The organism is Gordonibacter sp., assembly GCF_036667095.1.
GTDB lineage: Bacteria > Actinomycetota > Coriobacteriia > Coriobacteriales > Eggerthellaceae > Gordonibacter.
Map to the genome: position 1 here is coordinate 2,733 of NZ_JAVWUP010000022.1, position 23,775 is coordinate 26,507.

Annotated in this window: 29 protein-coding genes and 1 tRNA gene; all 30 read right to left on the reverse strand. The window is 51.4% G+C overall.

Annotated features, from left to right (window positions below):
• Nucleotides 1–276: 276 nt before the first annotated feature.
• Complete coding sequence (locus RR842_RS03960) at nt 277–624, reverse strand: hypothetical protein (RefSeq protein ID WP_332729030.1); 348 nt, start codon at nt 622–624, stop codon at nt 277–279.
• Between the two features lie 20 nt (nt 625–644).
• The gene (locus RR842_RS03965; RefSeq protein WP_332729031.1) at nt 645–1,814 is read right to left on the reverse strand and encodes a hypothetical protein; all 1,170 of its coding nucleotides are present in this window, start codon (nt 1,812–1,814) and stop codon (nt 645–647) included.
• Nucleotides 1,811–2,872 carry a BppU family phage baseplate upper protein gene (locus RR842_RS03970; protein WP_332729032.1) on the reverse strand — a complete coding sequence of 354 codons (1,062 nt, stop codon included), beginning with the start codon at nt 2,870–2,872 and terminating at the stop codon, nt 1,811–1,813. Before RR842_RS03970 ends, RR842_RS03965 begins: the two co-directional genes overlap by 4 nt.
• Complete coding sequence (locus RR842_RS03975) at nt 2,872–4,323, reverse strand: phage tail spike protein (protein WP_332729033.1); 1,452 nt, start codon at nt 4,321–4,323, stop codon at nt 2,872–2,874. Before RR842_RS03975 ends, RR842_RS03970 begins: the two co-directional genes overlap by 1 nt.
• Nucleotides 4,323–5,030, reverse strand: coding sequence for a distal tail protein Dit (locus tag RR842_RS03980; protein WP_332729034.1), 708 nt, complete (start codon nt 5,028–5,030; stop codon nt 4,323–4,325). Before RR842_RS03980 ends, RR842_RS03975 begins: the two co-directional genes overlap by 1 nt.
• Nucleotides 5,031–5,033: 3 nt before the next feature.
• Entirely contained in the window at nt 5,034–7,511 is a 2,478-nt protein-coding gene (locus RR842_RS03985) for a phage tail tape measure protein (protein WP_332729035.1), read from the reverse strand.
• A 1-nt stretch (nt 7,512) separates the two neighbouring features.
• A complete protein-coding gene (locus RR842_RS03990; protein ID WP_332729036.1) occupies nt 7,513–8,148 on the reverse strand; it encodes a Gp15 family bacteriophage protein in 636 nt (211 codons plus the stop codon).
• Nucleotides 8,126–8,527: a hypothetical protein gene (locus tag RR842_RS03995; RefSeq protein WP_332729037.1), complete on the reverse strand. Its 402-nt coding sequence runs from the start codon at nt 8,525–8,527 to the stop codon at nt 8,126–8,128. The genes RR842_RS03990 and RR842_RS03995 overlap by 23 nt, the downstream gene beginning before the upstream one ends.
• Before the next feature lie 86 nt (nt 8,528–8,613).
• Nucleotides 8,614–9,315 carry an Ig-like domain-containing protein gene (locus RR842_RS04000; protein ID WP_332729038.1) on the reverse strand — a complete coding sequence of 234 codons (702 nt, stop codon included), beginning with the start codon at nt 9,313–9,315 and terminating at the stop codon, nt 8,614–8,616.
• Nucleotides 9,316–9,324: 9 nt separating this feature from the next.
• Nucleotides 9,325–9,708, reverse strand: coding sequence for a hypothetical protein (locus tag RR842_RS04005; protein ID WP_332729040.1), 384 nt, complete (start codon nt 9,706–9,708; stop codon nt 9,325–9,327).
• Entirely contained in the window at nt 9,705–10,055 is a 351-nt protein-coding gene (locus RR842_RS04010; RefSeq protein WP_332729041.1) for a minor capsid protein, read from the reverse strand. Before RR842_RS04010 ends, RR842_RS04005 begins: the two co-directional genes overlap by 4 nt.
• Before the next feature lie 322 nt (nt 10,056–10,377).
• Nucleotides 10,378–10,734 carry a hypothetical protein gene (locus RR842_RS04015; protein WP_332729043.1) on the reverse strand — a complete coding sequence of 119 codons (357 nt, stop codon included), beginning with the start codon at nt 10,732–10,734 and terminating at the stop codon, nt 10,378–10,380.
• Nucleotides 10,734–10,919: a hypothetical protein gene (locus RR842_RS04020; RefSeq protein ID WP_332729044.1), complete on the reverse strand. Its 186-nt coding sequence runs from the start codon at nt 10,917–10,919 to the stop codon at nt 10,734–10,736. The genes RR842_RS04015 and RR842_RS04020 overlap by 1 nt, the downstream gene beginning before the upstream one ends.
• A 9-nt stretch (nt 10,920–10,928) precedes the next feature.
• Entirely contained in the window at nt 10,929–11,801 is an 873-nt protein-coding gene (locus RR842_RS04025) for a hypothetical protein (RefSeq protein WP_332729046.1), read from the reverse strand.
• A complete protein-coding gene (locus tag RR842_RS04030) occupies nt 11,802–12,308 on the reverse strand; it encodes a hypothetical protein (protein ID WP_332729047.1) in 507 nt (168 codons plus the stop codon).
• Between the two features lie 191 nt (nt 12,309–12,499).
• Nucleotides 12,500–12,742 (reverse strand): hypothetical protein, encoded by a 243-nt coding sequence (locus RR842_RS04035; RefSeq protein ID WP_332729049.1) that lies wholly within the window; start codon nt 12,740–12,742, stop codon nt 12,500–12,502.
• 1 nt (nt 12,743) lies between these two features.
• Nucleotides 12,744–14,249, reverse strand: a complete 1,506-nt coding sequence (locus tag RR842_RS04040) for a phage minor capsid protein (protein ID WP_332729050.1) — start codon at nt 14,247–14,249, stop codon at nt 12,744–12,746.
• A gap of 26 nt (nt 14,250–14,275) precedes the next feature.
• Nucleotides 14,276–15,688: a phage portal protein gene (locus RR842_RS04045; RefSeq protein WP_332729051.1), complete on the reverse strand. Its 1,413-nt coding sequence runs from the start codon at nt 15,686–15,688 to the stop codon at nt 14,276–14,278.
• Nucleotides 15,688–16,968, reverse strand: coding sequence for a PBSX family phage terminase large subunit (locus RR842_RS04050; RefSeq protein WP_332729052.1), 1,281 nt, complete (start codon nt 16,966–16,968; stop codon nt 15,688–15,690). The genes RR842_RS04045 and RR842_RS04050 overlap by 1 nt, the downstream gene beginning before the upstream one ends.
• A complete protein-coding gene (locus RR842_RS04055) occupies nt 16,955–17,368 on the reverse strand; it encodes a hypothetical protein (protein WP_332729053.1) in 414 nt (137 codons plus the stop codon). The genes RR842_RS04050 and RR842_RS04055 overlap by 14 nt, the downstream gene beginning before the upstream one ends.
• Before the next feature lie 158 nt (nt 17,369–17,526).
• Entirely contained in the window at nt 17,527–18,264 is a 738-nt protein-coding gene (locus tag RR842_RS04060; RefSeq protein WP_332729054.1) for an NYN domain-containing protein, read from the reverse strand.
• A gap of 206 nt (nt 18,265–18,470) precedes the next feature.
• Nucleotides 18,471–18,977 (reverse strand): hypothetical protein, encoded by a 507-nt coding sequence (locus RR842_RS04065; protein ID WP_332729055.1) that lies wholly within the window; start codon nt 18,975–18,977, stop codon nt 18,471–18,473.
• A 234-nt stretch (nt 18,978–19,211) separates the two neighbouring features.
• Nucleotides 19,212–19,727, reverse strand: a complete 516-nt coding sequence (locus tag RR842_RS04070; RefSeq protein WP_332729056.1) for an SAM-dependent methyltransferase — start codon at nt 19,725–19,727, stop codon at nt 19,212–19,214.
• Entirely contained in the window at nt 19,697–20,416 is a 720-nt protein-coding gene (locus tag RR842_RS04075) for a 3'-phosphoadenosine 5'-phosphosulfate sulfotransferase (PAPS reductase)/FAD synthetase (RefSeq protein ID WP_332729058.1), read from the reverse strand. Before RR842_RS04075 ends, RR842_RS04070 begins: the two co-directional genes overlap by 31 nt.
• Entirely contained in the window at nt 20,413–20,799 is a 387-nt protein-coding gene (locus RR842_RS04080; RefSeq protein WP_332729059.1) for a hypothetical protein, read from the reverse strand. Before RR842_RS04080 ends, RR842_RS04075 begins: the two co-directional genes overlap by 4 nt.
• A gap of 22 nt (nt 20,800–20,821) precedes the next feature.
• Nucleotides 20,822–20,888, reverse strand: a tRNA-OTHER gene (locus RR842_RS04085).
• 349 nt (nt 20,889–21,237) lie between these two features.
• Nucleotides 21,238–21,465, reverse strand: coding sequence for a hypothetical protein (locus RR842_RS04090; protein WP_332729060.1), 228 nt, complete (start codon nt 21,463–21,465; stop codon nt 21,238–21,240).
• A gap of 269 nt (nt 21,466–21,734) precedes the next feature.
• The gene (locus RR842_RS04095) at nt 21,735–22,115 is read right to left on the reverse strand and encodes a Lin1244/Lin1753 domain-containing protein (RefSeq protein ID WP_332729061.1); all 381 of its coding nucleotides are present in this window, start codon (nt 22,113–22,115) and stop codon (nt 21,735–21,737) included.
• 16 nt (nt 22,116–22,131) lie between these two features.
• Nucleotides 22,132–23,097 carry a phage recombination protein Bet gene (gene bet / locus RR842_RS04100; protein ID WP_332729062.1) on the reverse strand — a complete coding sequence of 322 codons (966 nt, stop codon included), beginning with the start codon at nt 23,095–23,097 and terminating at the stop codon, nt 22,132–22,134.
• On the reverse strand, nt 23,090–23,775 hold a 686-nt coding region (locus tag RR842_RS04105; RefSeq protein WP_332729063.1), incomplete at its 5' end, for a DUF1351 domain-containing protein. The genes bet and RR842_RS04105, both read right to left, overlap by 8 nt.

Consider the following 23,775-nt stretch of genomic DNA (forward strand, 5'->3'; position numbering starts at 1 on the left):
ACCTGCGCCACCTGGTCGTCGGGTTTCCGGTCCGTCACCGGTCCTATACCCTCAGTGCCCCCCCCCCCCCCCCCGCCAACGAGTGCATCGACCTTTACGCCCAGCTTGTCGCGCTGCGCTACTAGTGCTGTGAGCTGGTCAGCGATAGCCATTACGCCACCGCCATCAGCTTGTCGATGTCCGCCTTGAACTGCGGGAATTTAGCTACCACAACGTCGTAGCTGAGGTTGCCACGTTTGATTTGCAGAAAGAGATACTTAGCCATGATGCCCTCCCTTAGACTGCCGGTGCGTCAGGCACCAGCATGTAGTTAACCGCTGCTTCAAGAGCATCGATACGTTCCTGCTCCGTTGACACCTGTGCCGCCGCTGCATCCGCCTCTGCCTTGCGCGCGGCGATAATAAGCGTCACGGCCTTGTCCGGGTCGGCCTCGGTGATGCCATACTGCTCTTTGAGCTGCGAGAGGGCGGCGATACTGCTTAGGATGCCATCCGCCGACACCTCCACGGCGCAGTCAAACGCTGCGAGTTGCGGGTACTTATCTTCGGCGATGGCCTGTTCGTAGGTGAAAGTCTTGCCTGTTGGTACGGTTATGGACGTGCCTTTTTTGTAATGCTGTAACATTTTTCTTGCTCCTTTGGTTGCTATCTGATCTGTGTGTATACAGTCGTACCTTTTTCCGCCGTGGTAACCGTACTCCCGGCTATATACACGCTAGATTTCTCCAGCGGTATTTTTTTCCCGTTAGGCGCAAGGCCACTCTTCGAGCCGGCTAGCGCGACTTCGCGAAAGTTGCCCGTCGCTGAGTTAAAGATGTTCGTCGTGCCGTCCGTCATGTACGGTTGGGTTGCTAGAACATTGCCGCTCTCGTAATCGATTAGGAGTCCACTGATGAAGTTGGGTGAGCTCGGATTATCCACGAACTCCCATTTGATGCTAAATTTTGACCCGTTAAACTCTAAAATAATATGCTTTCCGTCCGCATCGCGCCGCGCAGCGAAATATAGGTTTCCGAGCAGCTCTGAAAGAAACTGGACGTTGATCCCAACACTGCTGTTGAGGTAGTGCCCGACCTTCATCAGCCCAAACGACGCCTCATCCATCAGGTATATACGAAGCTCCGTGTTGGCGTAATTGCCAAAAACGTATCGCAAGTTACCGTTCCGCAGGAATCCGGTCGGACTAAAGTTGACGACAGTGTCTTTTTTTTCGCCGGCAACGCCATCCTCGCTAACATGCTGCCGAGATAGCCGGTATCTCCAATCACCACCCACACTTTCGCTTTGGTATACATAGAAACCGCTGAAGTCGTATGAAAAATCTGACATGATAGTGCAACCTCCCACATGCACTATGTCTGCGAACTTTGAAAAAACGCCATCGGAATACAGGTACATGGCGGTTCCGCAAATGTATTTCGCCGGCGACACTCCATCTTTATCAAGCGCGGCGCTACCTGCTGCTGCGGGGGAGGCGTGGAACGAAAAAACTCCGTCAGCAGTGATACTGGCTACGCCAAAGTTCGCCCCGACGTTCCCAAGGCAGCAAAACGCCCCGCCGTTTACGTACGCCGATGAGTACCCATCTCGAAACACAGCTTTTCCAAAATCACCCACCCTTAAACTGTTTGGTATTTCGCCGCTTGAAACGACTCGATAAGACGTTTTTACGCTATTTCTTTCGCCGAGAGCTGCAGATAGATCGTTAAGCGACGGTTTGTCGCCAAGACTCACACTGAACGTCTCAGCGATACGTTTTGCCAGCGCATCCCGCTGTGCGTCCAGCGCCGCGCACTGCTCACCGAGTCCCATCATGCCACCCCCGTTACACTCTTGAGCACGCCCGACACCGTGCCCATGTCCGCCTTGAGTTTGGCCACGTCATCGGCTACCACCCCCACGCTTGTGTTGGTGGTCGCTATGGCCGCTGTATTGGCCGCGGCCTTGGCCTTGGTGTCCGTGATGTCGGCCATGACGCTAGCCTTGACGCTAAACGTCTTGGCACCGGTAGCATCGCTTGTGGCCGTGATGGTAGTGCCATCGGCAGAGCTGCCCGGGGCGGCCTTGAGCTTTTTAACGCCACCATCCTCGTAAGCTATGATGGTGGTGCCGTCGGCCACATAGTGCTCGCGCTGGTATTTGTCGTAGCCCAGGATGCCGCCGGCCTTGTCCTTTTGGGCGGCTACTGCGGTGTCCACATACGGCTGAAGGTTGCCGCTGATAGCCTGGTCAACCTTGGTGGCCGCGTCGTTGGCGCGCTTGGTTGCCGCGTCGCTGGTGGTCGTGCGGGTGGCTTCGGCGGCGGTGTAGGATGTGTCGCGGGCGGCTTCGGCGGTTGTATAATCGCGCTGTATCTTTGCAAGCAGGTCTGACGCTGCTTTAATCCTTCCAGCTTCGTTTGATGTAAACGCTGCATCCTGGTCAGCGCATTGCTTCTGCCACGCAACTAGCAAGGTATGCACATCAGCAACAAGCATATCTACCTGGTCAGAGTACGCACTAATGTCAGCATCAAACGTTGCGCTTTTTAGCACGTTGATGAAAAACCCGTCGGTTGTTTCTATTTTTTTACCGGCAGAATCGTAAAGCGCAAAATAGGCGAGGTGTATATGCCCCGAAGCCGCGAGTGTTTTTTGCGCGATTACATGGCTAACAACGCTTCCGGCGATATTTGTTTGCGTGTCGCGCACCCACTCGCCCGTCGGCATGACACACTCAAAACGCACCGACAATCCAGCTAGATCATAGGGTGTACCGTTTTTCGTAATCGTTGCAGATATGGTGGTGCCGTCTAGCTCTCCTTGCCGCGCAGTAATGAGCTGCATAGGATATGTGTGTTTGTGTGTATCTAATCCAATATCGTATTGTGCCATTAGATCACCTCCTGCTTAATTTTCCCGTTGGGGCCATAAAGGCCGTCTGCTCGGATTTCAATGTAGTTTTTTTCGTCGAACAAGATTTTCGTCGCTGTGTCGCTTCGTTCAATAATTCCACCGGATCCAACTATTGGATACCACGCGAAACTGCCGTCTGCCCCGATGCCTATTGAAGCTGAGAGCGCACCTCCTTGCAGCATTATCGCTGGTTTGGCTGGGTCAAAGTTTCCATTACTGAGTACGGCGGCGCACGAGGTTAGCGCAGATGGGGAGTCAGCACTTATAAGCTTATTTGTTGAGTGGATAATATCGGCGATGGACACGCTTGCTGCTGCATCCCAATTACCCGACCGGTCACTGATTGACTGAACTGCTGATGATTGGGCAACGATGATATCTGTGAGGGTGTCGACGATATTGCCGATGGTTATCAGGGTCTCACTTGGATTGAGAAGGTCGCGAGCAATCTTAACAATACGTCCTTGGAGTCGCAATTCAGGTGTGAACGAGCGATCAATAATGGTGACGATATCTCCAACACAAACACTGGTCATCCCTTGCTTTTTAAGGTAGCTGACGGAGCATTCGTAGCTGATTTTTGGTGTGCATACCTTCGGCAATTCAGCGCGCGTGAGCGCAAGCAGTTCGGCGGGATCCTCGCAATCGTTGAATTCCACTTTACCAAATACGTGCTTCGTTCCGCCTTTTCCGTCTGGCAAACCCCAAAGCACTTTTGCTTCTTCGTTGACGATGTAATCCAAGCCACCGTTGATGCTGCCAAACGATATCTTCCTACCGTAACCGCCGGAATCAGTTTCTTCTCCCTTGCCGTAGCCGTACAGCGCCGTATAGACATCGCTGACATCGATCGATCGGCGTATCTCAGTGAGGTTTGTTCCACATACGAAACGCGCGCTCGATCTGCTACCTCGCTGTTTTACTAGCGATACAGCGCGTCTGCTGATGCCGACTGCGTCGACATCGATAACGGTTTCAAGCTCACCACCCCATGCCTCAGCTGCTTTTGATAGGGCTTCTCGCGCGCTGATGTGATAGTAGCTTGTAGATGCTATGCCAAGATCATCTATGCGTCCCATGGCCCACCTTGTAGGCTGAAGAGCTGTTTGTATTGCAGCGAGTGCGGTTGTATTACGGGGTCTTTTATCGACGATATAATCGCCGTAAGTTTCTGCTATCGATGACTCGGCATAGACAGTGGTTTCTACAATTCCTTTTTCGCCTCGGTAGTCTTCGCTGCTTGCAATGACATGTTCATGCCATACACCATGTTCGTCGCCCCATACTAACCGCCAGCCTTTTTCAGCATGGCCTCTCATGGTTATATTCAGAGAATCTTCGCCGTTGAGCTCATCGGTGTGTTTTGCCGTTATGACATCACAGAGATTTCCGAGGCGAGTTCCCCAGCGATCATAGAGCCTAAACTGCATTACAGCCACCTCTCAATATAGGCAACTGTAGCAGCGCCACTCGATGTCTTGAGTGATGTGTGTCCTGGCGCGAGCGCAAAGAAGTTCGATGCAAGAACAACGTCAATGCCAGCACTCGCACCATCAAGCGTTGCGCTCTGGTTTTCGCAGTCTATTACTACTGTTTGTGTTCCATTAAAAGCATGGTTGATTTGGATATAGTCCCCGCTGGTAGTCTCGGTGATGCGCCAATAGCTTGTGTTGGCGGCGGGAACGGCGGTGATGGTTGGATATGATTTGTATGTGCCGCCGACCGACAAGTCTAATACACCACGTATGTCAATACTGACACTCGCGCCATAGGCAATCGGGTCGTTGCAAATAAACGTGAGGTCGGCTTTGCCCGTGCGCCACAGGTTGTCAAGCTGGCTTTCTCCTCCGAGGATTGCCGCATAGTAGCGCGTAGGATCATCGTCGAGTACAAGCTTTGCGGGAGTTGTGCTGTAGAGCATCGCAGCAAGCTTGCGGCGTACTTCCATTGGTTGCTCGTTTCCGCGATAGCATAGCCTTGCGCTGACCTCAATAGTCATGCTGCCAAGCGTCGCCGTCTCGAATATATCACCGTCCTTATTCGATACTTCAGTTGCTTTGACGTTGATTGGTGGCAACACTGATCTGGTGGGGTTGCATCGCAGGTATGGCGAGAAATCGTAATCGTTAAATATCATCTATTAACCCCTTGCGTGTGATTCGCGTTTGATTTTTGTTGCAATAATCTTCACGAGTTCATCTATGTCTCGATCGGTTTTGTTGATAAATGTGTCGATACTTACCGCGACCGAAATACCGCCTCCACTATTAATGCCTTGTGGGTGTATGCCGGCAGCAACAGCGTCAGCAAAAGGCTGCATCCTGCGGCCAAGCAGCGGGACAACGGCTTCTGGACCTGCTTCGCCGACACCGATAATTGATGCGCCGTTAAATATGCCACCTTTTGCGTACCAATCAACACCGATTGATGGCATTGACGGTGGGTCAAGCGAGAATGAACCGCTAATTGAGAAGTGGGGGAGGTTGATGTGGGGAAATTCAATTTTGAGGCTGCCGAAGAAACCTGCAATTGCATCTAATCCTGCTTGCACAGTATCTTTTGCTAGCCCCATCTTGTCAGAAATAACATTCCAAATCCCACTCATAATGCCCTCAATTGTAGACAGTATGCCGCCCCAGATTCCGCTTACGACAGACGCTATACCGCTCAAGACGCCCGAAATAAAGCTAGAAATTGTGTTCCAGATTCCCTGGATAACACCAAGAATCCCGTTCATGATTGAGTCGATGCCAGATTGCATGAGTGAGAAGTCACCCGTCACGAGGCCGATGATAAAGCCGAGCACTGTGTCGAACACGCCTTGAATAATACTCCAGACCCCACTAATAATCTGGGAAATACCATCCATCACACCAGTTATCGTTGTCAGGATTTCCTGAAATACATTGCCAACGGTTTGCAGAATCGATTCGAGGATTGGTACTACGACTGTTACGATAAAAGTAAAAGTGTTTGCAACTAGAGGACCTATAATGTTCATGACGTTTTCGATAGCAGCCTGAATGGCTGCCCATGCTTGCTCGATATATGGCCGAAGCTGTTCCATAACTGCCGAGATAGCAGCCTGAATGGCAGTCCATCCTGTAGTGACAGCGTTTCTGAACCCTTCGTTTGTATCCCATGCGTATTTGACGATTGCGGCGAGAGCGGCTATGCCTGCTACGATTGCCAATACTGGAGCCACAACGGCTCCGATGGATGCGGCGACAGCACCGAATGCAGCTCCTAGCCCTCCAGCGGCTGCAACTGCGGGACCTATGACGCCTACAAGCATTCCTACTGAACTTATTATCGGGCCAATAATTATAAGTAAAGGTCCTATGGCGGCAACAACGGCCAAAACGGCGAGAATTACGTTTTGGATATTTGGATCAAGTGCCATGAAGGCATCGCCAAGACCGCATACCCAGTCGGCAACTTGGGTGATGACGGGAGCAAGCCTTTCTCCGATTGTCACTACTATGGTGTCGATGGTTCCGGACATCTTTTCCATAATGCCAGCCCACCCACTGTTGCGCGCGCTAGCCATATCGGCAGCCGCCCCTTGGTCGCTACATGCTGCCGTATACTTATCGACCCCGGATGCTCCATTTTCCATCATAATCGCAGCAACGCGCGTGGCGTCGCTGCCGAACATAGTAACCAGTGCCGCATTTTGCTGTTCTGCCGATAAGCTGCCAATTCCATCTTGAAGGTTCTGTGCCATTGCAGCAGTGTTCTTCATTGACCCATCTGAGTTATAGAGGCTGATACCGTATTGGTCCATTGCGGTTTTTGCCGCAGTACTCGGTGCTTCGAGTGAAAGCAGCATCGTCTTTAACGAGGTTCCTGCATCACTGCCGGATATTCCAGCATCTGCGAACATTGCCAGCGCGCCCGTTGTATCCTGAATAGACCATCCTGCATTACTTGCCACAGTGCCGCACTGCGATAGACCCTGCGCTAGGTCGCTGACATCTGCGGTGGAAGCGTTTGCTGCACCAGCTAAGGCATTGGCTGCTTGTGCAGATTCTTCGGCAGGTATGCCGAACATGCTCATAGCCTGAACGGTGATATTGGCGGCGTCTGCAAGCCCGAGATTGCCGGCTGCCGCAAGATCCATTGACGTCGCGAGCGCCCCTCCCTGTATCTGCGCAGGTGTCATACCTGATTTAGCGAGCTCAAGCATTGCCGCACCAGCTTCGCCAGCAGAATAGATGGTATCTGCACCCATTTGCTTTGCATAAGCCGAGAGAGTGGCCATGTCGTCGGATGAAGCACCCGTAGCCTGCTTTACCATATTCATTGATGTCTGGAAGCTCGCGGCTGAATCGAAGGCGTGTTTTCCCATTGCTGCAAGCGGTAGCGTCACGCCGGCTGTAAGTCCTGCTCCTACGGCTGTCATAGCTACCCCAGCCGACTTCATTGTTGATGCGGCGGAACCTGTTTTCTTGCCAGCACCCTCAAATTCATCGCCTGCTGATTTTGATGATTTTCCAAGGCGATCAACCCCGTCTGTCTTGAGTCCACCAACGGAGTTGTCAATTTCGCTCACGCCTCGCTTAACCCCTGAAGAGTCGAGTATTGCTTTGATTGTTACCGTTCCGTCTGCGGCCATGTCATCCCCTTTCAGCTATTCGCGCGATAGCCTCAAACATGACGCAGGCGTCATCGTTTGCGCTTGGTGCATAAATATTTTTTTCGCGGATGGCGTAGTGCTTCTTCGCCCTGTTGAAATCTGCTATTTGCTCTCGGTTATGCTTGGTTGCCTTCGGCTGTTTTGCTGTGCGGTAGTAGAGTGCTTGTCCCATTGGCGTTTCGTGTGGAGCTTGACCCAGGAGTGAGCACATATCACGGTAGGAAATACGGGATCGTGCTTCTTCCCAATCAAGGCCATAAGCCATGAGCATGGTTGCTTTTATTCGTTCGGCGTCTTGCTCCCATTCGATAATCGGCTTCTCATGAGGCTTGTCGCCGCTGACATCAATGCCGAATGCTTGCCACAGCGTATCCGAGAGTGCTTCTTCTTGGTTTCCGTTAAACGCCGACAGAAAGCCACTGGGGTCGGGAAATATCATCTGTAAAAGGATTGCTTGCTTTTCGTTTGTGTCGAAAAGCGCATCCTCGAATAAGTCGCTAACAAGCAGCCCAATTTCGAATCCATCTATTACTCGAAGGTTGCGGTTGAGTACCCTATACACGTGGGCGATTCTTCCGTCGTCAAGGTGAATGCTAGATGAGGTTAGTGCTTGCATGGGTTTCTTTCAGGTAGTTCCCGATTGCGGCAGATTTTGCTGCGGTCAGTCGCTCCATAACGATTTCTGCAAGCGCATAGACAAGCGGCAGCAACGTCATGATGTGCTCGTGCTTGCCGGTGCCCTTTGTGTCTACATAGGCGCATGCATCGGCGTAGCATTCACTCCCGGCTACGGTGCACACAAATTCTTCGATTGCGCGAGCGGCGTTTTCGGGGTTTTCGGTCATTGTGGATAGCTTGTCGTTGAGTGTCTCAAGCTTCTCTTTCATGCAAGTAAGTCCACCATCTGTGAAGTCAATCTCGTATGTTTTCGCGCCCGGCTCATCTGACCACGAAATGTGCTCGACATCTTTTTGTAAATTGACTATCCGTGCCATATATCCTCCTATGATGTTGCGAAATAGAAAAAGGGGAGCTTTCGCTCCCCTTTGATAATGCAGGATGTGTCGCTTTGCGCTTTGCGCTAGGCGGTCGCGGTGACGGTTACTTCAACTTCCGTTCTAACACTTGGAAGCACCATCGACTTTATCGAAAGTTTCGTTTTGCCTACGGAGATACCCGTGACGATGCCATCGTCGCTGACGGTCGCAATCGAAACATCCTCAACGGCGAACACGCAAGTATTCGGCGATCCTAAGGGGGTTGTGGTCGGCGCTAAAACTGATGTCTTACCCTTTGATACGCTTATGGGGGCTACAGTTGAGATAGCTTCTGGCATGACGGTTGCATTCGGCGATACGATGTTAGGCCGTCCGTTAAGCCGCGCAGCAAACTCGAATGTGCCCTTACTGTTTGCATCACCGCCGCCATCAACGATGTCTGTTATCGTCACCGAGCCATCGATGATGCGCCCGTTCGGTGCGATGTGACGCAAGTTCGTTTTGCGCTTTCCGCCAGACTCTACGGATAGTCCGCAGATATAATCCTGCGAAGCATTCCCGTAGCAACGATTTCCGGAAAACTTATAGCCGAGCTTTACGCCGGTCACATCTGTTTCAGCAGCCCCTGCGCCATCGAAGTAGTAGTCTTCGGCAGTTTCATCTTCGTTATCTGGTTCCGCTGTTAAAATTCCTTGCCCAACCCGCGCCCATGTTCGCGATGCCGCGTCAGGCGTCGTATCGATAAGGTAGAGGTTCGTGTAGTTCATCGCGAATCCAATATCCATATTTTGCTCCTATCCTTGCGTTTCTATTTCGGCTTTGAAGCCAACTTTATATGTGCGTTTTCCATCTGTTCGGCGCTCGACCTCTGTAGTATGCGAGTAGATCCCGCACGAGATGAAGCGATAGCTTCCGTTCGCGCTTGGAAGATTGGCCATATTGATGAGGCTGATTGCTGTTTCACACTCGATTATTGCGCGCTCTTCATCCAGGTACCGTACGTATACTTCAAAGAGATACGCTATCTCCTGCGTGCCATCCATATAGGTGGCTACCACGGCGGAAGGTATACGTCTGATACATATACCTTCTTCATTATTTTTCAGCGGCCGTAGGCGGACGGGTGTCAACCCCGCATCTTCGAGTTTTTTCGCGACAACATCAACTATATCTATCATTTACCTAATCCTTCCTCGACAATTGACTTCCACTCATCAAGGTGTTCTTCTTTCGCTACCTCAAACCAACGAGGACGCGCTAGGGGGTTTTTGCTGGTTTTGATACTAGTTTCGTCGGCGTTGTAAACATCGCTTGCGTAGTCGGTGTCCCAAACTATGTTTCCGTTTTTGAAATCGCTGGCGGGCTCCATGCTGTTCCTCATTTGGCTGGTGTCTTCGGGGCAATGAACGTTAGAGTCACTGCCAACTTGCAGTGCAAGAGCTGCCTGCGTATTGTCGATCGCGCCATCTGAAAAACGAGCATGTAGCCTTGATAGGTCGCTGCTTACGATAGAGAAATTGCTCATCCGAGTGCAACCTCCCAATGGTGTGTAAGGCCATAGGGGCGATATTCTTTCACTTCGATGACAGATCCGACAACGTTACCAACCGTTACGCGACTGAGAAGTGCTGGGCTAAAGGCATTAGTTGAGTTTGTCGCATCAATAACCAAGACGCATGACACGCTGCGGTCATCAGCCCAGGCGTGCGAAACGGAAGATACGTTTTGTTCTAGGTAGACGTGCTCAATTGTGCGCTTAGGGAGAAAGCTGTCGCCATAGCGGCCAGAGGTATCAGGCTCCTCAATGGTTGCGGTATCGCACAGCACTTTTATCGGTATAGGTCTCATTATCCAATACCCATATAAAGCAATCCGGTACCGATAAGCTCACGCTTTATTGCTGTGCGCATATCGCGCGCATAATCGGTGCCATCACCGTTTTGCGGCGTGGAGATACTAAACGACCCAATTTTTATATCAGACGCAGCCTCGCCTATTCCCGATGAGGTGCCGTATGCAGCATCAACGTCAATGGCGGAACATACCGCATGCATGTATTCATTTGAGCCATCGGGCTCGTTTGGCCAAATGAAGTCTTTTGCATAGGACGTGGCGCATCGAAGCGACGCATTAAACGCCGCTTCATCGAGCTTTCCGCAATGGTCAGCTGTGTAAAACGAGTATGTAGGCTGTTGTGCGACCACTACTCATTATCCTCGGCTTCATCTTCTGCGTCAGCAGCATTTTTTTCACTGTCTTGATCGGCAATAATCACTGCACCGCCTGCTTCTTTTCCCGCTTCTTTTTCCGCAGCTTTTCGCGCCTTCGTTTCAGCCGCCTTCTGTTGCGGTGTTTTTTCTTTACTAAACGTTAATCCAACGGTTTGCATGGGTTCTCCTTACGCTTTATGAGACAGGTAGATACCTGCTCGTTTGTTCTCGTAACAGCCAACGATTCCGTATTTTCGGTACTTCGAGATATAAGCATCAGAATCAGTGTTTACCGCAGGGTCAATGACATCGGATGCCACATGTTTGTCGTACTTGATGATTGCTGGCTTGTGGATAACCATAAAATTGATGTCTTTGCCTGCCGTTGCCTTTTTGAAGTGTCCAGCTTCTTCACCCGTTGTTTTGCCGTCGAGCATGTCGATAGCGGTATAAAAACGAGTTTGAGGTACTTGCTTGACGGTGAAGTGCTGTAGAGCTTCGCGGCTCTTCGTGGTGTCAAGTGCAATAACGGAGTTAAGCAGCGTGAATGTGGCGTAGAGCAATCTGCCTTCCTGCGGCACTTCGTCTTCATCCATCTTGTTCTTTGCGGCAAGCAGGCCATTAAGGAATGCCGTGCCGTCTGCAAACGTGGCAGGTGCTCCAATGGAGATACCAGTTAGACCGGCAAGGGTGGCAAACGTAAAGGCATCGGATTCTGGTGCAACCTTATCGCGCATCAAGGTAGCGCCCGCTTTCCCGAATGCGAGGTCAAACGTTTCCTGATTGTCTACGAAGTCTACCGTAATCTTGGTGCCGCGGTCGTAGTTCGCCTTGGCAGTTTTCCATACGAGATTCACGCCAGAGTTTGCGGTGTATCCGGATGCGCGGTCGTAATTGCCAAGACCGCCAACCTCGATTTGCGGATAGCAAAATTCATTTACGTTCTGCGTCGGCATGAGGTCGCTAGCATCGCTCGTTAGATCATCTGTCACAGATGCAAGGCGGTATACCTCATCGAGCGCGGTTTGATAGCCCTTTGGGAGGGTAATTGCGTTTGGCATTTATTGCTCCTTATCCTTATCGAGTCCCATTGACTTGCGCAGACTTCTCGTGCGCGAATCTTCGGGGTCTGGGTTACCCTTTTGGGAACCCCCGGTTGATTTAGTTTCCTTGCTGGTAAACAGATATGGCTCAGCAGTCTTTAGCTTGGTCACGTCGCCGTCGTAGTCCTCAAGCAGAGCCTTGGCCGCCTTGATATTGCGACAGCCCGCTACTTTGAGGTCGGCTTCTACCTGTGTGTTTGCGACCTGCTTTTCAAGATCAGCAATTTTAACTTCGAGGTTCTTGCGTCCCTCTTCGGTCTTGGATGCTTCGCCGATTTGAGACTTAAGGTTTTCTATCTCTTTGTCTCGCTTGGCTATATCACGCTCATACTTATTCTTGTTGACCGTGATGCCAGCTTGGTCGGTGCCCGCATCGGTAGTGGAGTCCTTTTTGGCCTCTAGCTCCTCTGCGGCTTCGGCTACCTCTTCTTCGGTGTTTTCAGTTGCTGCCTGTTCTTCTGCCATCTGTTTCCCTTTCCTGGGTTTGTTTACCGCGCTTCCCTGCGCGATTCAGGTGCGCTGTTGCCGCCGCTGCTCGCGATACGAGATTTCCGCTCTCGTGGGCGCAAGTAGATAATCCCGCGAGTGTCGCTTGGGAGTGCAAAAGAAAACCGCCCCGAAGGGCGGCGTATATTGCTTTGACTTTGAAGATGGTCCTAATACCAGGCGACCCAACCTTTTTTCTGGAGACTCCCTGATGCCGAGAAATTTTCACCTATGGCACGAAGGGCATGCGCTGCGTAGTCGAATCCTTTGTCGTCCGAAGACTTTTCTATTACTTCGCGACTTCCTGTTGTCAGGTTGAGCGATATAATGCCGCGATTCGCCTTTTCGTTTTCCGGCATGTAGTCATAGGTCGCTATATCGCCGTTGCGCTTGCGAAGTTCAAAGAAGACCATGTTACACCCCGTTCTCTAAATCGATGCGAAGTTGCGCTGCGAAATCGTACTTTTCCTGAGCTATTCTGTGAGCCTCATTGTACCCCATGCCCTGTGTGTTCATGAGATCGTATTCAAGGGCTTCGTGATCTATTAACACTCGATCGCGTGGCTTGATGTCGGTTCCTGTTCTTAGGCGCTCCCACGAAGCCGCTGTTTCTGGATCCTCGTCGAAGCGTCCTTTTCCGCTGTGCAATTCGTGTTCGTTTATGAAGATGTGATTGTATGCCTTTTCTACTTTAGTTTTTTCGATTCCCGACGCTGTGGAAACCGCAGATACCTCAGCTACTGTGTCTCTATTGCGTGTATCTTCGTAATAATCCATTGCTTTGCGTTCTTCTTTTGACACGAACACATCGTTTTTGTCCAAAGCTCCTGTTTGCTTTTTGATTAGTGGGTAGACGCGCTTACCCTTGTGCTCATAGACCTGCTCTCGTGTATAGTCTCGCGCGAGACAAGGATTGCCCTTCATGTGTTCGCGAAGCTTACCTTGGTATTTACCGATCTTTAGTCGCTCTGTTGTGTTGTCCATGCCTGATGCGTCAAGAGCGGCGGCCCTGCGCTTCTGCTTGCGGATGTTGCGCTCCAGTTCGCGTTGCTTCTGGCTGGCTTTATATCCTTCGTCAGGATCAAGCCCCAAATCTTCATCTGGAGTAGGCGAGTAGCGGTGAGAGAATCCCTCACGCCAGGGGCCGAAGTGGTGCTTGCAGTTTGCCCCGCAAAGCCCGTCCACGCGCCCATATCCGGTTGTGTCGCGGAAGTCAGGGTATCCGGTGCCGGATAGGGAAAATATACGTCCCTGCCACGGCCTGTGGTCTGGGCGTGATCGTGGGTGGCTTGTTGTTTCGACTAAATCGCAGCCAGTTTCTTCCAGTAGCGCAAGTGTGCGGCGCGAACCAGCCTGCACCACCTGCGTCCTGACATGGCGGCGCATGGCCACATCCGCCTGCGCCCATACACCGCTCTTGTAATCAACGAAAGAAACGCCCCTATCGGCAAGCTCCAGAACGGCATCACGTGTGGCATCTTCGTATGATTTCATGCCAGAATTTACCGCAGCTATCGTTTCGGCAACGGTCTTCAGGTAGTTTCTCTTTGCCGCTTTTGTCATCGCAAGGTTATTCCTTTTGACGATTTCTTTCACGCCGGCTATTGTTGCTGAAGTAGAAGCGTGTAGAGATGATCTGAATCGCTCTGATAGCCACGATAGTTTAGATTCTATGATGTCTAAGTCTGTGCTTGAAGATAATGCGAGCGCAAGCGTCACTGCTTTTACCGCCGCAGCCTCTATGGCTGGTGAATGCTTAGTCAGCAGATCGGCCACCTTATGCGCAACGCTTGCGGCACCGATTGAAGCATCTATCATGGCAGTTGGAGATGATATATTGACATCTTGCAGCAGGCTTGAGTAAAGCACTATCAGCGACATAGAGTATGCGTCTACTGAAGCCTGCACGTCGTCGGTCATATGTTCTATGTAGTCGGGGTCGAGCATCAGCTTAGGAGGTCATCGATTTCTGTTTCGGGAGTTGCGCATGCGGAAATAGCATCATCGACGGATTCGTTATAGAATTTCACGCGGTATTCCCACGGCCGCGCAATGCCCTGAGCTACCTCTGACATCATTTGCGCTTTCTCACTCACAGTGTCGGTGATAATGCTGTCGTCGAACGATACCGTGATTTTGCCATCTGGCACCGTTTCTCCGAGCACACCACGACATACACCAGCCATGCCCCGAACAATGCGGATGATTGACTTGCGAATTCCGTTCTCATGCTTCTTGATCGAGCGCGCGAGAATAGAGTTGTCGGCACTCACTTCCGTCGCTGTCTTGATTCCCGTGTGTGCATCCCAGCTAAAATAACCGTTGCCGAATCCGCAAAGCAATGAAAGCTCTTTAAGCCCAGTGTTGATTGCATCGGTGTTCTCGCTCACCTTGAGGTCCGGTTGTATGACGTTAATCTGTTTTCCTTCTTCACCTGCCTTCACGCGAAAGATAATGTCATCAGCTTCGCCGAATGCGGTGTAGTCCATAACAGTTTTATTGTTGGCGTCCTTGGTATTCCGTTTTTCAATCATCGAATCGTCGATAAAAACCTTCGGGCGGCCGACTCGAATATGATCAACGAGCGACGTTGCCGATTCATCCACGGTCTTGATCGCGCCGATTGCTTTGTCAAACACGGATGCGCCAAGTGCTGAGTAGTCGAAATGGTCATTAGGCACAGCTGGACGAAACAATGCGAAGGTTGGTGTACTGGATCCTGTGTCGCAGTCTTCAATCACGCCATCCGCAACAGCCTGACGGTGTGACCGGGTAGTGAATAGCTGTGTGATGATATGGTAAGTGCCGCCTATGTTGACATGAGCCTGGCACTGGTTATAGTCCTTCCCGCCTACCTCTACCCTCGATGCAAAAGCCGCCTGGGTGCAGTCTGAAGAAGAGTAGGTGAGCGGGATTATTTGAGTGGCGTCGTAGTTTACTATTTTGATATCGGCATTGGGGCTTACTATATCGTCCGTTACATTCTTGATGTCGATAGCCCATGCGCCGGTTCCGAGGGCGAAAGCGCGTGCTACAAAATCGGCATTGTCGATAGCAAAACCCTCGAAGTGTTGATCAATCCAGTCATTGAATACGGAATCGTCAGATGAGATCGCTGTGGTTTCGGTCATAAGTAGACTTGCCCATTCGTTTGCTACGAGAGCTGCTGGACAAAGAGAAGTGCGCTCGAACTTATGCAGCCTGAATCCCTTGCGCTGCGAGTAGTGATACCACCCGTTGTCGGCGGTAAACCATCCCCAGTATCCGGATACGCGCTCTTGCATCCGGGTGTCAGTCGAGTAGCCCAACTTATGGAGCCACTCGACCATGTAGCTATAATCGCCACGCTTCTCTGCCATCAGTACCTGCCTTTTATCCAGGGGGAGGCCGCATAGCCCACCGCATCTATTGCGTCATCATCTATCTTCGGTAGTGTCTCCGAAATGTCGCCGTGACCGTTCTGCACGTACTCATAAGCGGGGAACTGACGCGCAGCCATAGGAGCAGTGTCTGGGTCGATTACGATGCACGTGAGGCGATTCATCCAGGCGATACGCTCTTTTGGTGAGTTCAGCCCTTGCTTGAACGCCTTGCGCGCATTAAGCCCGTTATCCTGGTAATAGAGGATCATTCCGCGCGCCGCCGAATCGCACCACAAGTCAGCCGAATCGCTGTCAGCTTCTTCGAGTTTGTTCCATAGCAACTCACATGTCTTGACGTCATGGGCGCCAGAACCGGTGCGGGTTTCTTCGTCGAAGATGTAGAGCACGCGCTCATCAACGTCGAATGCTACGCGCTCATAGACCCAAGGATGCACGCTGCCGGCATCAACACCAATACTTACGCAGTCGAATGTGTCGCGTTCGTCTTTGGTGATAGGGCGGATGTTTATAAGATCGTCAGGGAACACTTCTGATCCAGTTCCTACGACATATCCGAGCCACATATGACGGTAACTATCAGGTCGCTTTTCTTTTGCGCGTTCCGCCTCAAGGTGCGCCTGTTCAGATACCCAATCGGGGTGTTCGTCTACAATGTCGAGGTAGGTGCTGTGATGGATATAGCGATCGCCTTTGCCGACTTCGGCAGCAATCGCCTTTGCTTCCTTGTTCGTCCAATTGCGCACAGAGCGAGGCGGGTTGTATGTGTAGAATGCCCAGAACAGGGAACCGCCGCGCAGGAAAGTTGCAAGTAGCTGGTCTATCTCTTCAATACTTCCGAATTCGTCTACCTCTTCAAACCAAACAATTGCACAATACCCATGCTTGAACTTCTGCGATTTCGCCCGCCGCGGATCGTCGCAACCCTTGAATCTAATTTGCTGGCCCGTTGATTTATAGGTGATGCGCAAGGGGCTTTTTGAGAAGTGAAAGAGATGAGACACGCCAAGGATGTCGCAAGCCCACGCTATCTGTTCATACACGCTGTCTGCGAGCGTGTTGGCTACTTTGCGAAATATGACAGCATTGGCATCTGGATTAGAAATTATAAGCAAGACGACTGCTATTGACACAAACGATGATTTGGTAGAGTTTCGTCCACCCTTGAACCAGAAGTGGGCGAAGTCGTGGGCTTTGATATGCTTCCATGCCGCGAAGAAGGCAGAGGCGATAACCTCTGTGAGCTTAACCGATGTCATCGATAATCCTCACATTGGCGTTGCCCACTTCTTCGCTACCGTCGACACCAAACATCTCGTTGAGAAGCTTCACCGATTCAGTGATTGCGAGTCGTGCGTTGTTGTCGATAATCCCTTCTTTGGCATCTTTTTGAAACGCAGGTATGGCAGCATCAAGCACAGTCATAAGCGGCAGTGCCGCGTCATGGATGCCCCACATAATTGCCTTAGCGGCGTCGTTGCGGATTTCGGCGATTCTTAGGGTAATCTTAGGGTCTTTGTCGAGGTGTGACGCTGCTACCGATATGGCATTGTCTGACATGCTTGAGCATGAATACGCGCTGCGGTAGGCATCCTTCTGGGTTGCCCTGGTAGCTCGCGATTGACAGTATGCCTCTTGTTTTGCTGATAGTCTCTTCATACCCTGCATCCTCCGTGATGTGTCGCATACAAAGGCCCCACGCTGGAGGGTGAGCGTGAAGCCAATGGAAAGGAGGTGTCACATGCCGTGACAGGTCTATGATGGGTGATGTGTCGCTTGATGGAAAAGAAAACCGCCCCGGAGGGCGGCTAGGGTGGCTACCTTGATTTTTTAGGAGGGATGTGGTTTATGTGCAGGGGTTCTTTAGCTGGATTAGGGTTTTCATTGACGCAGCATCGAAGTCCATCGATATGCCTATTTAAGCTGGGTTTGATTCCGTGTCTCATTGGGTCAAGAATGAAATCAATGCCCTCTCGTCTTGCATGTTTTGCTGCAGGAACAAAATCGCTATCGCCAGCTATTAAAACAATCTGGGATACCTGTTTCTTGTATGCCAACGATGCAATATCAAGACCAATTCTCATATCAACACCTTTTTGAACGATATTAAGTGCGAAGTCTTTTTCTGTAAGGTCGTTTACTGTGATCTCGTTGCGGCATAGTTTTTTTACCGTGTCTGGCTTTAGCTTATATGATGATTCTTGTTCTTGCAGTTCTCCGAGTCTTAAGGCAACCTTGCGCTTGCTTGATAATTCACTAAGGAAGTCAACAGACCACTTATGCTGCATTGATTTTGTTAGAGAAATCGATTTTTGGAGAAGAGGGTGAAATACATTCCCTTCAAGGGGAGGGCAGTCATAGTAGAAGATTCGATAGAGTTCATGGGGGCGTTCCTTATCAAATCTAAGATGACGCTTGCAATACGCAACAAGTTCATCGGCTCTAGGAACGGCTTCTTTATCCCCGAAAATGTTATATGCCCTTTTTCTGTAAAACCCACCATCCACAAGAATAGCCGTTTTTTCCTGAGCGTACGGTGCGCTTGAGTATTCCAAGTGTTTCCTCCAAACAAAAAAATCCCCTTGGCTTCGAAGCTTCCCTAATTATGGGAGATCTACCGCCAAGGGGTCACTTTTAGCGACGACGGACAATAAAATAGTTATCGCCTAAAAAGAATACTAGCCTGAATGCCTGCTAAAAGTCAACATTTTAAGGTGTTTATTCGGTAGTTTGTTGCGTTTACACCATATTTTAGTCATCATTACACCCCCTTCTGCCCGCATAGAATCGCCCAAACAGCCTGGGCTATCGGTATTTTACGGGTGTTACCAAAGGTGATTGCCGGGAAGAAACACAGCCTCCACCCGTCGACCTCTCCGTTGTATTTGATGGGCTTGGAAAAGCTGCGACATCCGATTGGACATGGTATGGCGAAATCCCAGCCGCTTACACCGAGCTCGGTGCCAAGAATAAGCTTGCGGCGCAAATCGTCTGGACACACGATGCAATTAATATCGCCAAGCTTGTTAAGCCCGTTGCCGCTCTTGTAGTCTGCCATGCAGCTTTTGACCTCGTAGCAGGTTACTTCCGCGTGCTCAATGCCGCCAAGGCTGGCAAGCGCGCCATATTGGCATCTTATGGACATGTAATCAACCCGACATTCGGTCGGTGCCCCGATGCGCACCTCTCTTGCCCATCGCTCGGTGCTTTTTGCCAGGTGCTGCTCTAGCAGCTTGGATAAGCCTGCGGTAATCTGCGACCTACTCATTGCTCCACCGCCCCCAAGATGGAGATTGGTACCCGGTGCTGGCAGGGTCTTCAATCGCGCACGCCGTTTCAACGCGCATGTTCCAGGCGTCCTCCATCTGCTCAATCGTTGGGTACCGTAACGTTGACGCGTGGCAGCCGCTGCAAATAATCCGCCCGTATTCATAGGGGTCACCAGAAGGCTGTATATAAGCTTCGTATCCGCAGAATGGGCATGGTTTTAGCGTTCTGTCAGTCATTTTTGCTCCTCTTCCGCTAAGGCATTATCTTTTTGAAACACGATCCAGTGTGTTTTGCTGCGTTTTCCCGATTGGTGCCCGAATAGCGGGGCTTCGGGCGTTAGCGCGAGCACTTCGGATAGGGGAACCTGGTATTCGCACCACTTAAAAATCAGCGTGCCGCCAGGCTCAAGCACACGGAAACACTCGGTAAATCCCGCTCGCAGGTCATCTTGCCATCCGCGCTGCAAGCGGCCGTATTTCTGTGCCGTCCAAGAGCCGGGTCCGCAGCGTAAATGCGGTGGGTCGAGCACCACGAGCTTAAACGAGGCATCAGGAAACGGCATGTTTTTGAAATCAGCAAGCACGTCGGGATCTACCGACACCGTGCGACCGTCACAGCAGGTGCCAACGAAGCGGCGATTGTCCATGTAGACTGCGCGTGGATCCTGTCTATCAAACCAAAACATGCGACTGCCGCAGCAAGCATCTAGTATCGTCTTCATCGCCCCATTGCCCTTCTTGCGTCGCATTCTTTACCAATTTCTTCGAGCGTTTTTCCGCGCTTCATCTGCCCAAGCTTATTTTCGAGGGCTAAAAGTCGTGCCCAATATTCCGGCAAAAAATCATGTATGCCGCGAAGCTCGCGTTGGTTTTTGTTGCGGCAACACCAGCAGCTCACCCTATCTAGCACGTCGTATAGTCTCACGCCGTCTTGTTCCCACGTATGCCCGTGCTGGTAGCAGGACGCTAGGCATTCAGCCTCTGTCATGCCCCACCCGGATAGTGGATGAACGATTCGTTCATGACTTTTTTTGCTAAGCCGTTCCGTCTCGTCTGCCGCAATACCAACGTACTGCACACTTGCCGCACTTTTTTTGGCGTGGCGGTCAATCGTTGCCGTCTTCTCGCTCGTCCCCCAACGGCAGACACCCCCACACCAACCGTAGCCGTAGGTGTGAATCTCGCCTGTCTTACGCGAGCGGACGGGGCGAACGAACATGTTATATAAAAATGGCTCTCTTGGATGCAACTCCGTGTATTTGATGCCGTGTTCTGCAAGCATTGGTAATGCCCTATCTCGTTCACGATAGATTGCAGTAAACTCCATACCGGTGTCATAAAACACAACCTCGTCAAGCGGCATTGACCTATCTATAAGTCCGTACAGCATTGCGAGACTGTCTTTACCCCACGAAACGGATGCAATTGAGTATTTCATAGCTCCACCACCTTCGCGCCGCATGCTGCGCAGAACTTAGGCTTGATATAATCCGTGTCTCCATTCTCATTGACGCACGCTAGGAGGGCGGTTGACTCACTGCACACGTTGCACTCCCATGTGTTCTCTCCCTCAACTGGCCACGCTATGTCGTTTTTTATCATGGCACACGCGCGCTCAAGACCGGCAAGCTTTTCTTGCAGCTCCGAAACCTCTGCCTCCCACGCATCTAAAATCTTCGCAAGTACTTCTGCTTCGCATTCGGTACATTCTCTTCTCGGGCTGCACTCGCCGCAAATGACCCCGTTCACCTTGCACACCGCCGGTTGGCCTTCCTTGTTACATAGCGTTTTTGCGACAACCTCGCGCGTTATTTCTTCCATGTTTCCTCCTAAAATTTAAGTGTGGGACGGGCGGGGGTCGAACCCGCACTTCGCCGTTTGGTCTTGCTCTACCGTTGAGCTACCGTCCCGTGATGGTTGCCGCTTACGTACACACCTGCTGGTATAGTGCGAACACCACCAGCATTCAGTGAGACTTTTCACGGCAACCCTTGCCAGGTTGCCCCACCGTAACCGGATTGTGTGGCCAGCACTCCCGCTGCGGGCTTGTTTCCCCCGCAGGAACTCCAATCAGCCGTTAAATCCTATCTACCGTCAAGCATCGCTCTGGATGCCTGCGTGCTGCCAGGCGGCGCTTTGCTGCTGGCGTTGACTGCCAGGCAATCGTCTCGCGCTTAACTCCGGATGCCTGCGCACACTTGCTGGCTGTGCCGATGCAAACTAGGTCATCGCCTCGGTACACGGCGTATTGTGGCGGCATCATCGCTTGTTCTCCCAGAAGTCGTAGTCGCATTCCGGTTCGCTTATTGCGCTGAAATCTCCCAAGTTGCTGCACCAAACGTGGTTACCGCAGGGGCAGACAACGCCGTTATTGCACGTTCCGCATCCAGGATTTTCACGAACAAGAGCACTTAATTTCCTGTCTTTTTCTTCGCAAAAGAGGTCCCATGCAAAGGATGGGTCGTAATCAACTAAACCGTAGCTCATGGCCAATCCTTTCCCAAGGCTTCTGCGTCGAAGCGTAAGCGCAAAAGTAAGTTCGTGGCATTGAACAGGTGAAACGTGCTTTTACGTGGAATTGCTCGGCTACTGCAAGCATCCAGGATGGCGTGGTCGTGGTTTCGGGTTCCCCTGATACGAACCTGATAGACTCGCTTTGTTGGACATCCGTAGGTCGTCTCTTATAGGTTGTATTAAGGTAGGTAGGATAGTAGGGTTTAACCACGGTGCTTAAGCAGAGTGTTAAAGCAAGTAGGCTAAGCATCGTTGGTTCCTCCCGGTTCCCTTCCGCCCTGTTTTCCGGCCGAAGATTTCTTGTCCTTGTAGTCCAGTGTTTCGCGGATGTCTTCTGATGCGAGCACGCCCATTTTGTATAGCTCATCGCTTATCAGTCCGAATTCTGCGCAGCTGTTGAAAAACTCATCAAGCTTGCGATCGGTTACTTCTAGCTCGCGGCGCAGGAGCGCACGACACTCCGGCTGTGCGAGGTCGATGCGCCCTCCTTCGTCCAACAGTAGCTGCTTGGTCGCTTCCCATCGTCCGTAGGCGGCTAGACCTCCATGGCGGGCGCGTAACTTGAGCACATCGCTTCTGTTGCGTTCGTCGTAGCTGTTAGGGTATGTGCGGTTTTTCTCCATCTGATCTACCGCCTGCCTAGAAGGCGATGTCCTCCTCTTCGTACTCGTATTCTGGGTTGGGGTCGGGAACGACCGGCTGATCCTCGCTATTGCCAGATTGGTTGCAATTTCCCTGCTCTATGCCTTGCGCGGCCTCGGCCGTTCCCTTCAGCTTGACCATGTCGTCGATAAGACCGGCTACATGGTTCTCGGTGCACTCCAGCTCGTAATTGTTGAGGTCTTCCGGCGTGCGTCCGTAGGTTGCCTGCGTCCATTCTGCGACGCTTGCAGGCTTGATTCCCACCGCTTTAGCATCACTTGTCAGCGCGCGCAGCTTGTCGAGCCGTTGCGGCTTGTTTGCGGGTCGTGTGGGCGCGCTTTCTACTTGAGCGGCCTCGGCCTCTATCTCGACGATGTTATCGCCCTCTGCGACCGACCCAGCATTCCCCATTTCGGCCGATTCATACAGGCCAGAAAACTGGTTAGGGAAGGCTTCTCGCAATGCCTGGGATTTGGCTACTTTACAAATCATTGTGGCCGGCATCTTCTTCCAGTTAGACAGGCCAGTATTGTATTCACTGAAAGTCACTTCGGCGTGAATGGGGTGGGCCCGGTCGTTGCGGTATACGTCACACCATCCACCCATGAGGTTTTCTCCGGGCATTAGCATACAGCCCTTGCGATAGAGCAGCGATCCGTTGTTTACCACGGCGATGCCGAAGTCCATACCATCGTAGGCCGGGTTGTTGTCGGCGCGCTTGAGAAAAGCACCCTTGCCCAAGATGATAGCGGCAGGCGTGGTGTCTTTGTACTTAACCAAAAAGGCATCGTCGGCATAGGGGTCGAGCTTGTAGCTTTCGCACTGGCGCAGGTAGATATATATTTCCGAATCGGTTACATTCCCCTGTCCTTTGACCAGGTATGAGCGTACTTCATCGGATGATAGGGTTATCTCGTTGCCCTTTTCGGTTGAGTAGGATACCTTAGCAAGTTTGTTAGTCATGTTTCACCACTTTCGTTAAGCTTATCGCGTTCAAACCTTTATGCTGAGCGAACTGTGCGACGCTGGTCGCTTCTTCCTTGGTGCATTCGAGCATCAGTTTGTAGGTAGAAATTTCAGGTTTTGCGGGTGCTTTAGGCACTTTTTCAGGCACACTAGGCGTCTGTTTTGCTGCTTCTGCCGCACGTTTTGCCGCTTCTTGAGCCAGTAAAAATGCCTTTTCATCGTGTTCCTGGACGCGCTTTTGTTCTTCAACAAGGCAGGAGTTGCGATTTTTTGCTGCTTGCAGGTCGAGCGTTTGGCAGTAAAGCATGTCGGCTTCACGCCAAAACGGTAGGTTCAGACCCTTGAGCGTCTCGCGATCACTAACTGCTTTAGCGGCTTTTTCAGACAGCTCATTTTCTGCCTTGGTAAGAGACATCCTGGTAAGCCATTTGCTGTCTTCAATGGCTTCGAGGGCGATTATCTCCGTCATGTCGCCAGCAATCGCTTGGTAATACTCGCGCAGATGGTTATGGCGGCGCTCACGGAAGAGCCTGTCGGCTTCCTTTACTTGCATGTCTATCTGCTCGCGTGCGACATCTATCTTCGAGGTTATTTTTTTAACATCGGCCTCGAACTGCTTAAGCGGCTTTTCATACTCTACCTTGACCTCTTTGCGCTTAGCCTCGATAGGTTTTT

Excerpts from the sequence above, each read along its gene's own strand:
- RR842_RS03960 (WP_332729030.1), bottom strand. The coding sequence starts at position 624 with ATGTTACAGCATTACAAAAAAGGCACGTCCATAACCGTACCAACAGGC.
- RR842_RS03965 (WP_332729031.1), bottom strand. The coding sequence starts at position 1,814 with ATGATGGGACTCGGTGAGCAGTGCGCGGCGCTGGACGCACAGCGGGAT.
- RR842_RS03970 (WP_332729032.1), bottom strand. The coding sequence starts at position 2,872 with ATGGCACAATACGATATTGGATTAGATACACACAAACACACATATCCT.
- RR842_RS03975 (WP_332729033.1), bottom strand. The coding sequence starts at position 4,323 with ATGCAGTTTAGGCTCTATGATCGCTGGGGAACTCGCCTCGGAAATCTC.
- RR842_RS03980 (WP_332729034.1), bottom strand. The coding sequence starts at position 5,030 with ATGATATTTAACGATTACGATTTCTCGCCATACCTGCGATGCAACCCC.
- RR842_RS03985 (WP_332729035.1), bottom strand. The coding sequence starts at position 7,511 with ATGGCCGCAGACGGAACGGTAACAATCAAAGCAATACTCGACTCTTCA.
- RR842_RS03990 (WP_332729036.1), bottom strand. The coding sequence starts at position 8,148 with ATGCAAGCACTAACCTCATCTAGCATTCACCTTGACGACGGAAGAATC.
- RR842_RS03995 (WP_332729037.1), bottom strand. The coding sequence starts at position 8,527 with ATGGCACGGATAGTCAATTTACAAAAAGATGTCGAGCACATTTCGTGG.
- RR842_RS04000 (WP_332729038.1), bottom strand. The coding sequence starts at position 9,315 with ATGGATATTGGATTCGCGATGAACTACACGAACCTCTACCTTATCGAT.
- RR842_RS04005 (WP_332729040.1), bottom strand. The coding sequence starts at position 9,708 with ATGATAGATATAGTTGATGTTGTCGCGAAAAAACTCGAAGATGCGGGG.
- RR842_RS04010 (WP_332729041.1), bottom strand. The coding sequence starts at position 10,055 with ATGAGCAATTTCTCTATCGTAAGCAGCGACCTATCAAGGCTACATGCT.
- RR842_RS04020 (WP_332729044.1), bottom strand. The coding sequence starts at position 10,919 with ATGCAAACCGTTGGATTAACGTTTAGTAAAGAAAAAACACCGCAACAG.
- RR842_RS04025 (WP_332729046.1), bottom strand. The coding sequence starts at position 11,801 with ATGCCAAACGCAATTACCCTCCCAAAGGGCTATCAAACCGCGCTCGAT.
- RR842_RS04030 (WP_332729047.1), bottom strand. The coding sequence starts at position 12,308 with ATGGCAGAAGAACAGGCAGCAACTGAAAACACCGAAGAAGAGGTAGCC.
- RR842_RS04035 (WP_332729049.1), bottom strand. The coding sequence starts at position 12,742 with ATGGTCTTCTTTGAACTTCGCAAGCGCAACGGCGATATAGCGACCTAT.
- RR842_RS04040 (WP_332729050.1), bottom strand. The coding sequence starts at position 14,249 with ATGACCGACGACGTGCAGGCTTCAGTAGACGCATACTCTATGTCGCTG.
- RR842_RS04045 (WP_332729051.1), bottom strand. The coding sequence starts at position 15,688 with ATGGCAGAGAAGCGTGGCGATTATAGCTACATGGTCGAGTGGCTCCAT.
- RR842_RS04050 (WP_332729052.1), bottom strand. The coding sequence starts at position 16,968 with ATGACATCGGTTAAGCTCACAGAGGTTATCGCCTCTGCCTTCTTCGCG.
- RR842_RS04055 (WP_332729053.1), bottom strand. The coding sequence starts at position 17,368 with ATGAAGAGACTATCAGCAAAACAAGAGGCATACTGTCAATCGCGAGCT.
- RR842_RS04065 (WP_332729055.1), bottom strand. The coding sequence starts at position 18,977 with ATGAGTAGGTCGCAGATTACCGCAGGCTTATCCAAGCTGCTAGAGCAG.
- RR842_RS04070 (WP_332729056.1), bottom strand. The coding sequence starts at position 19,727 with ATGCGACGCAAGAAGGGCAATGGGGCGATGAAGACGATACTAGATGCT.
- RR842_RS04075 (WP_332729058.1), bottom strand. The coding sequence starts at position 20,416 with ATGAAATACTCAATTGCATCCGTTTCGTGGGGTAAAGACAGTCTCGCA.
- RR842_RS04080 (WP_332729059.1), bottom strand. The coding sequence starts at position 20,799 with ATGGAAGAAATAACGCGCGAGGTTGTCGCAAAAACGCTATGTAACAAG.
- RR842_RS04090 (WP_332729060.1), bottom strand. The coding sequence starts at position 21,465 with ATGAGCTACGGTTTAGTTGATTACGACCCATCCTTTGCATGGGACCTC.
- RR842_RS04095 (WP_332729061.1), bottom strand. The coding sequence starts at position 22,115 with ATGGAGAAAAACCGCACATACCCTAACAGCTACGACGAACGCAACAGA.
- bet (WP_332729062.1), bottom strand. The coding sequence starts at position 23,097 with ATGACTAACAAACTTGCTAAGGTATCCTACTCAACCGAAAAGGGCAAC.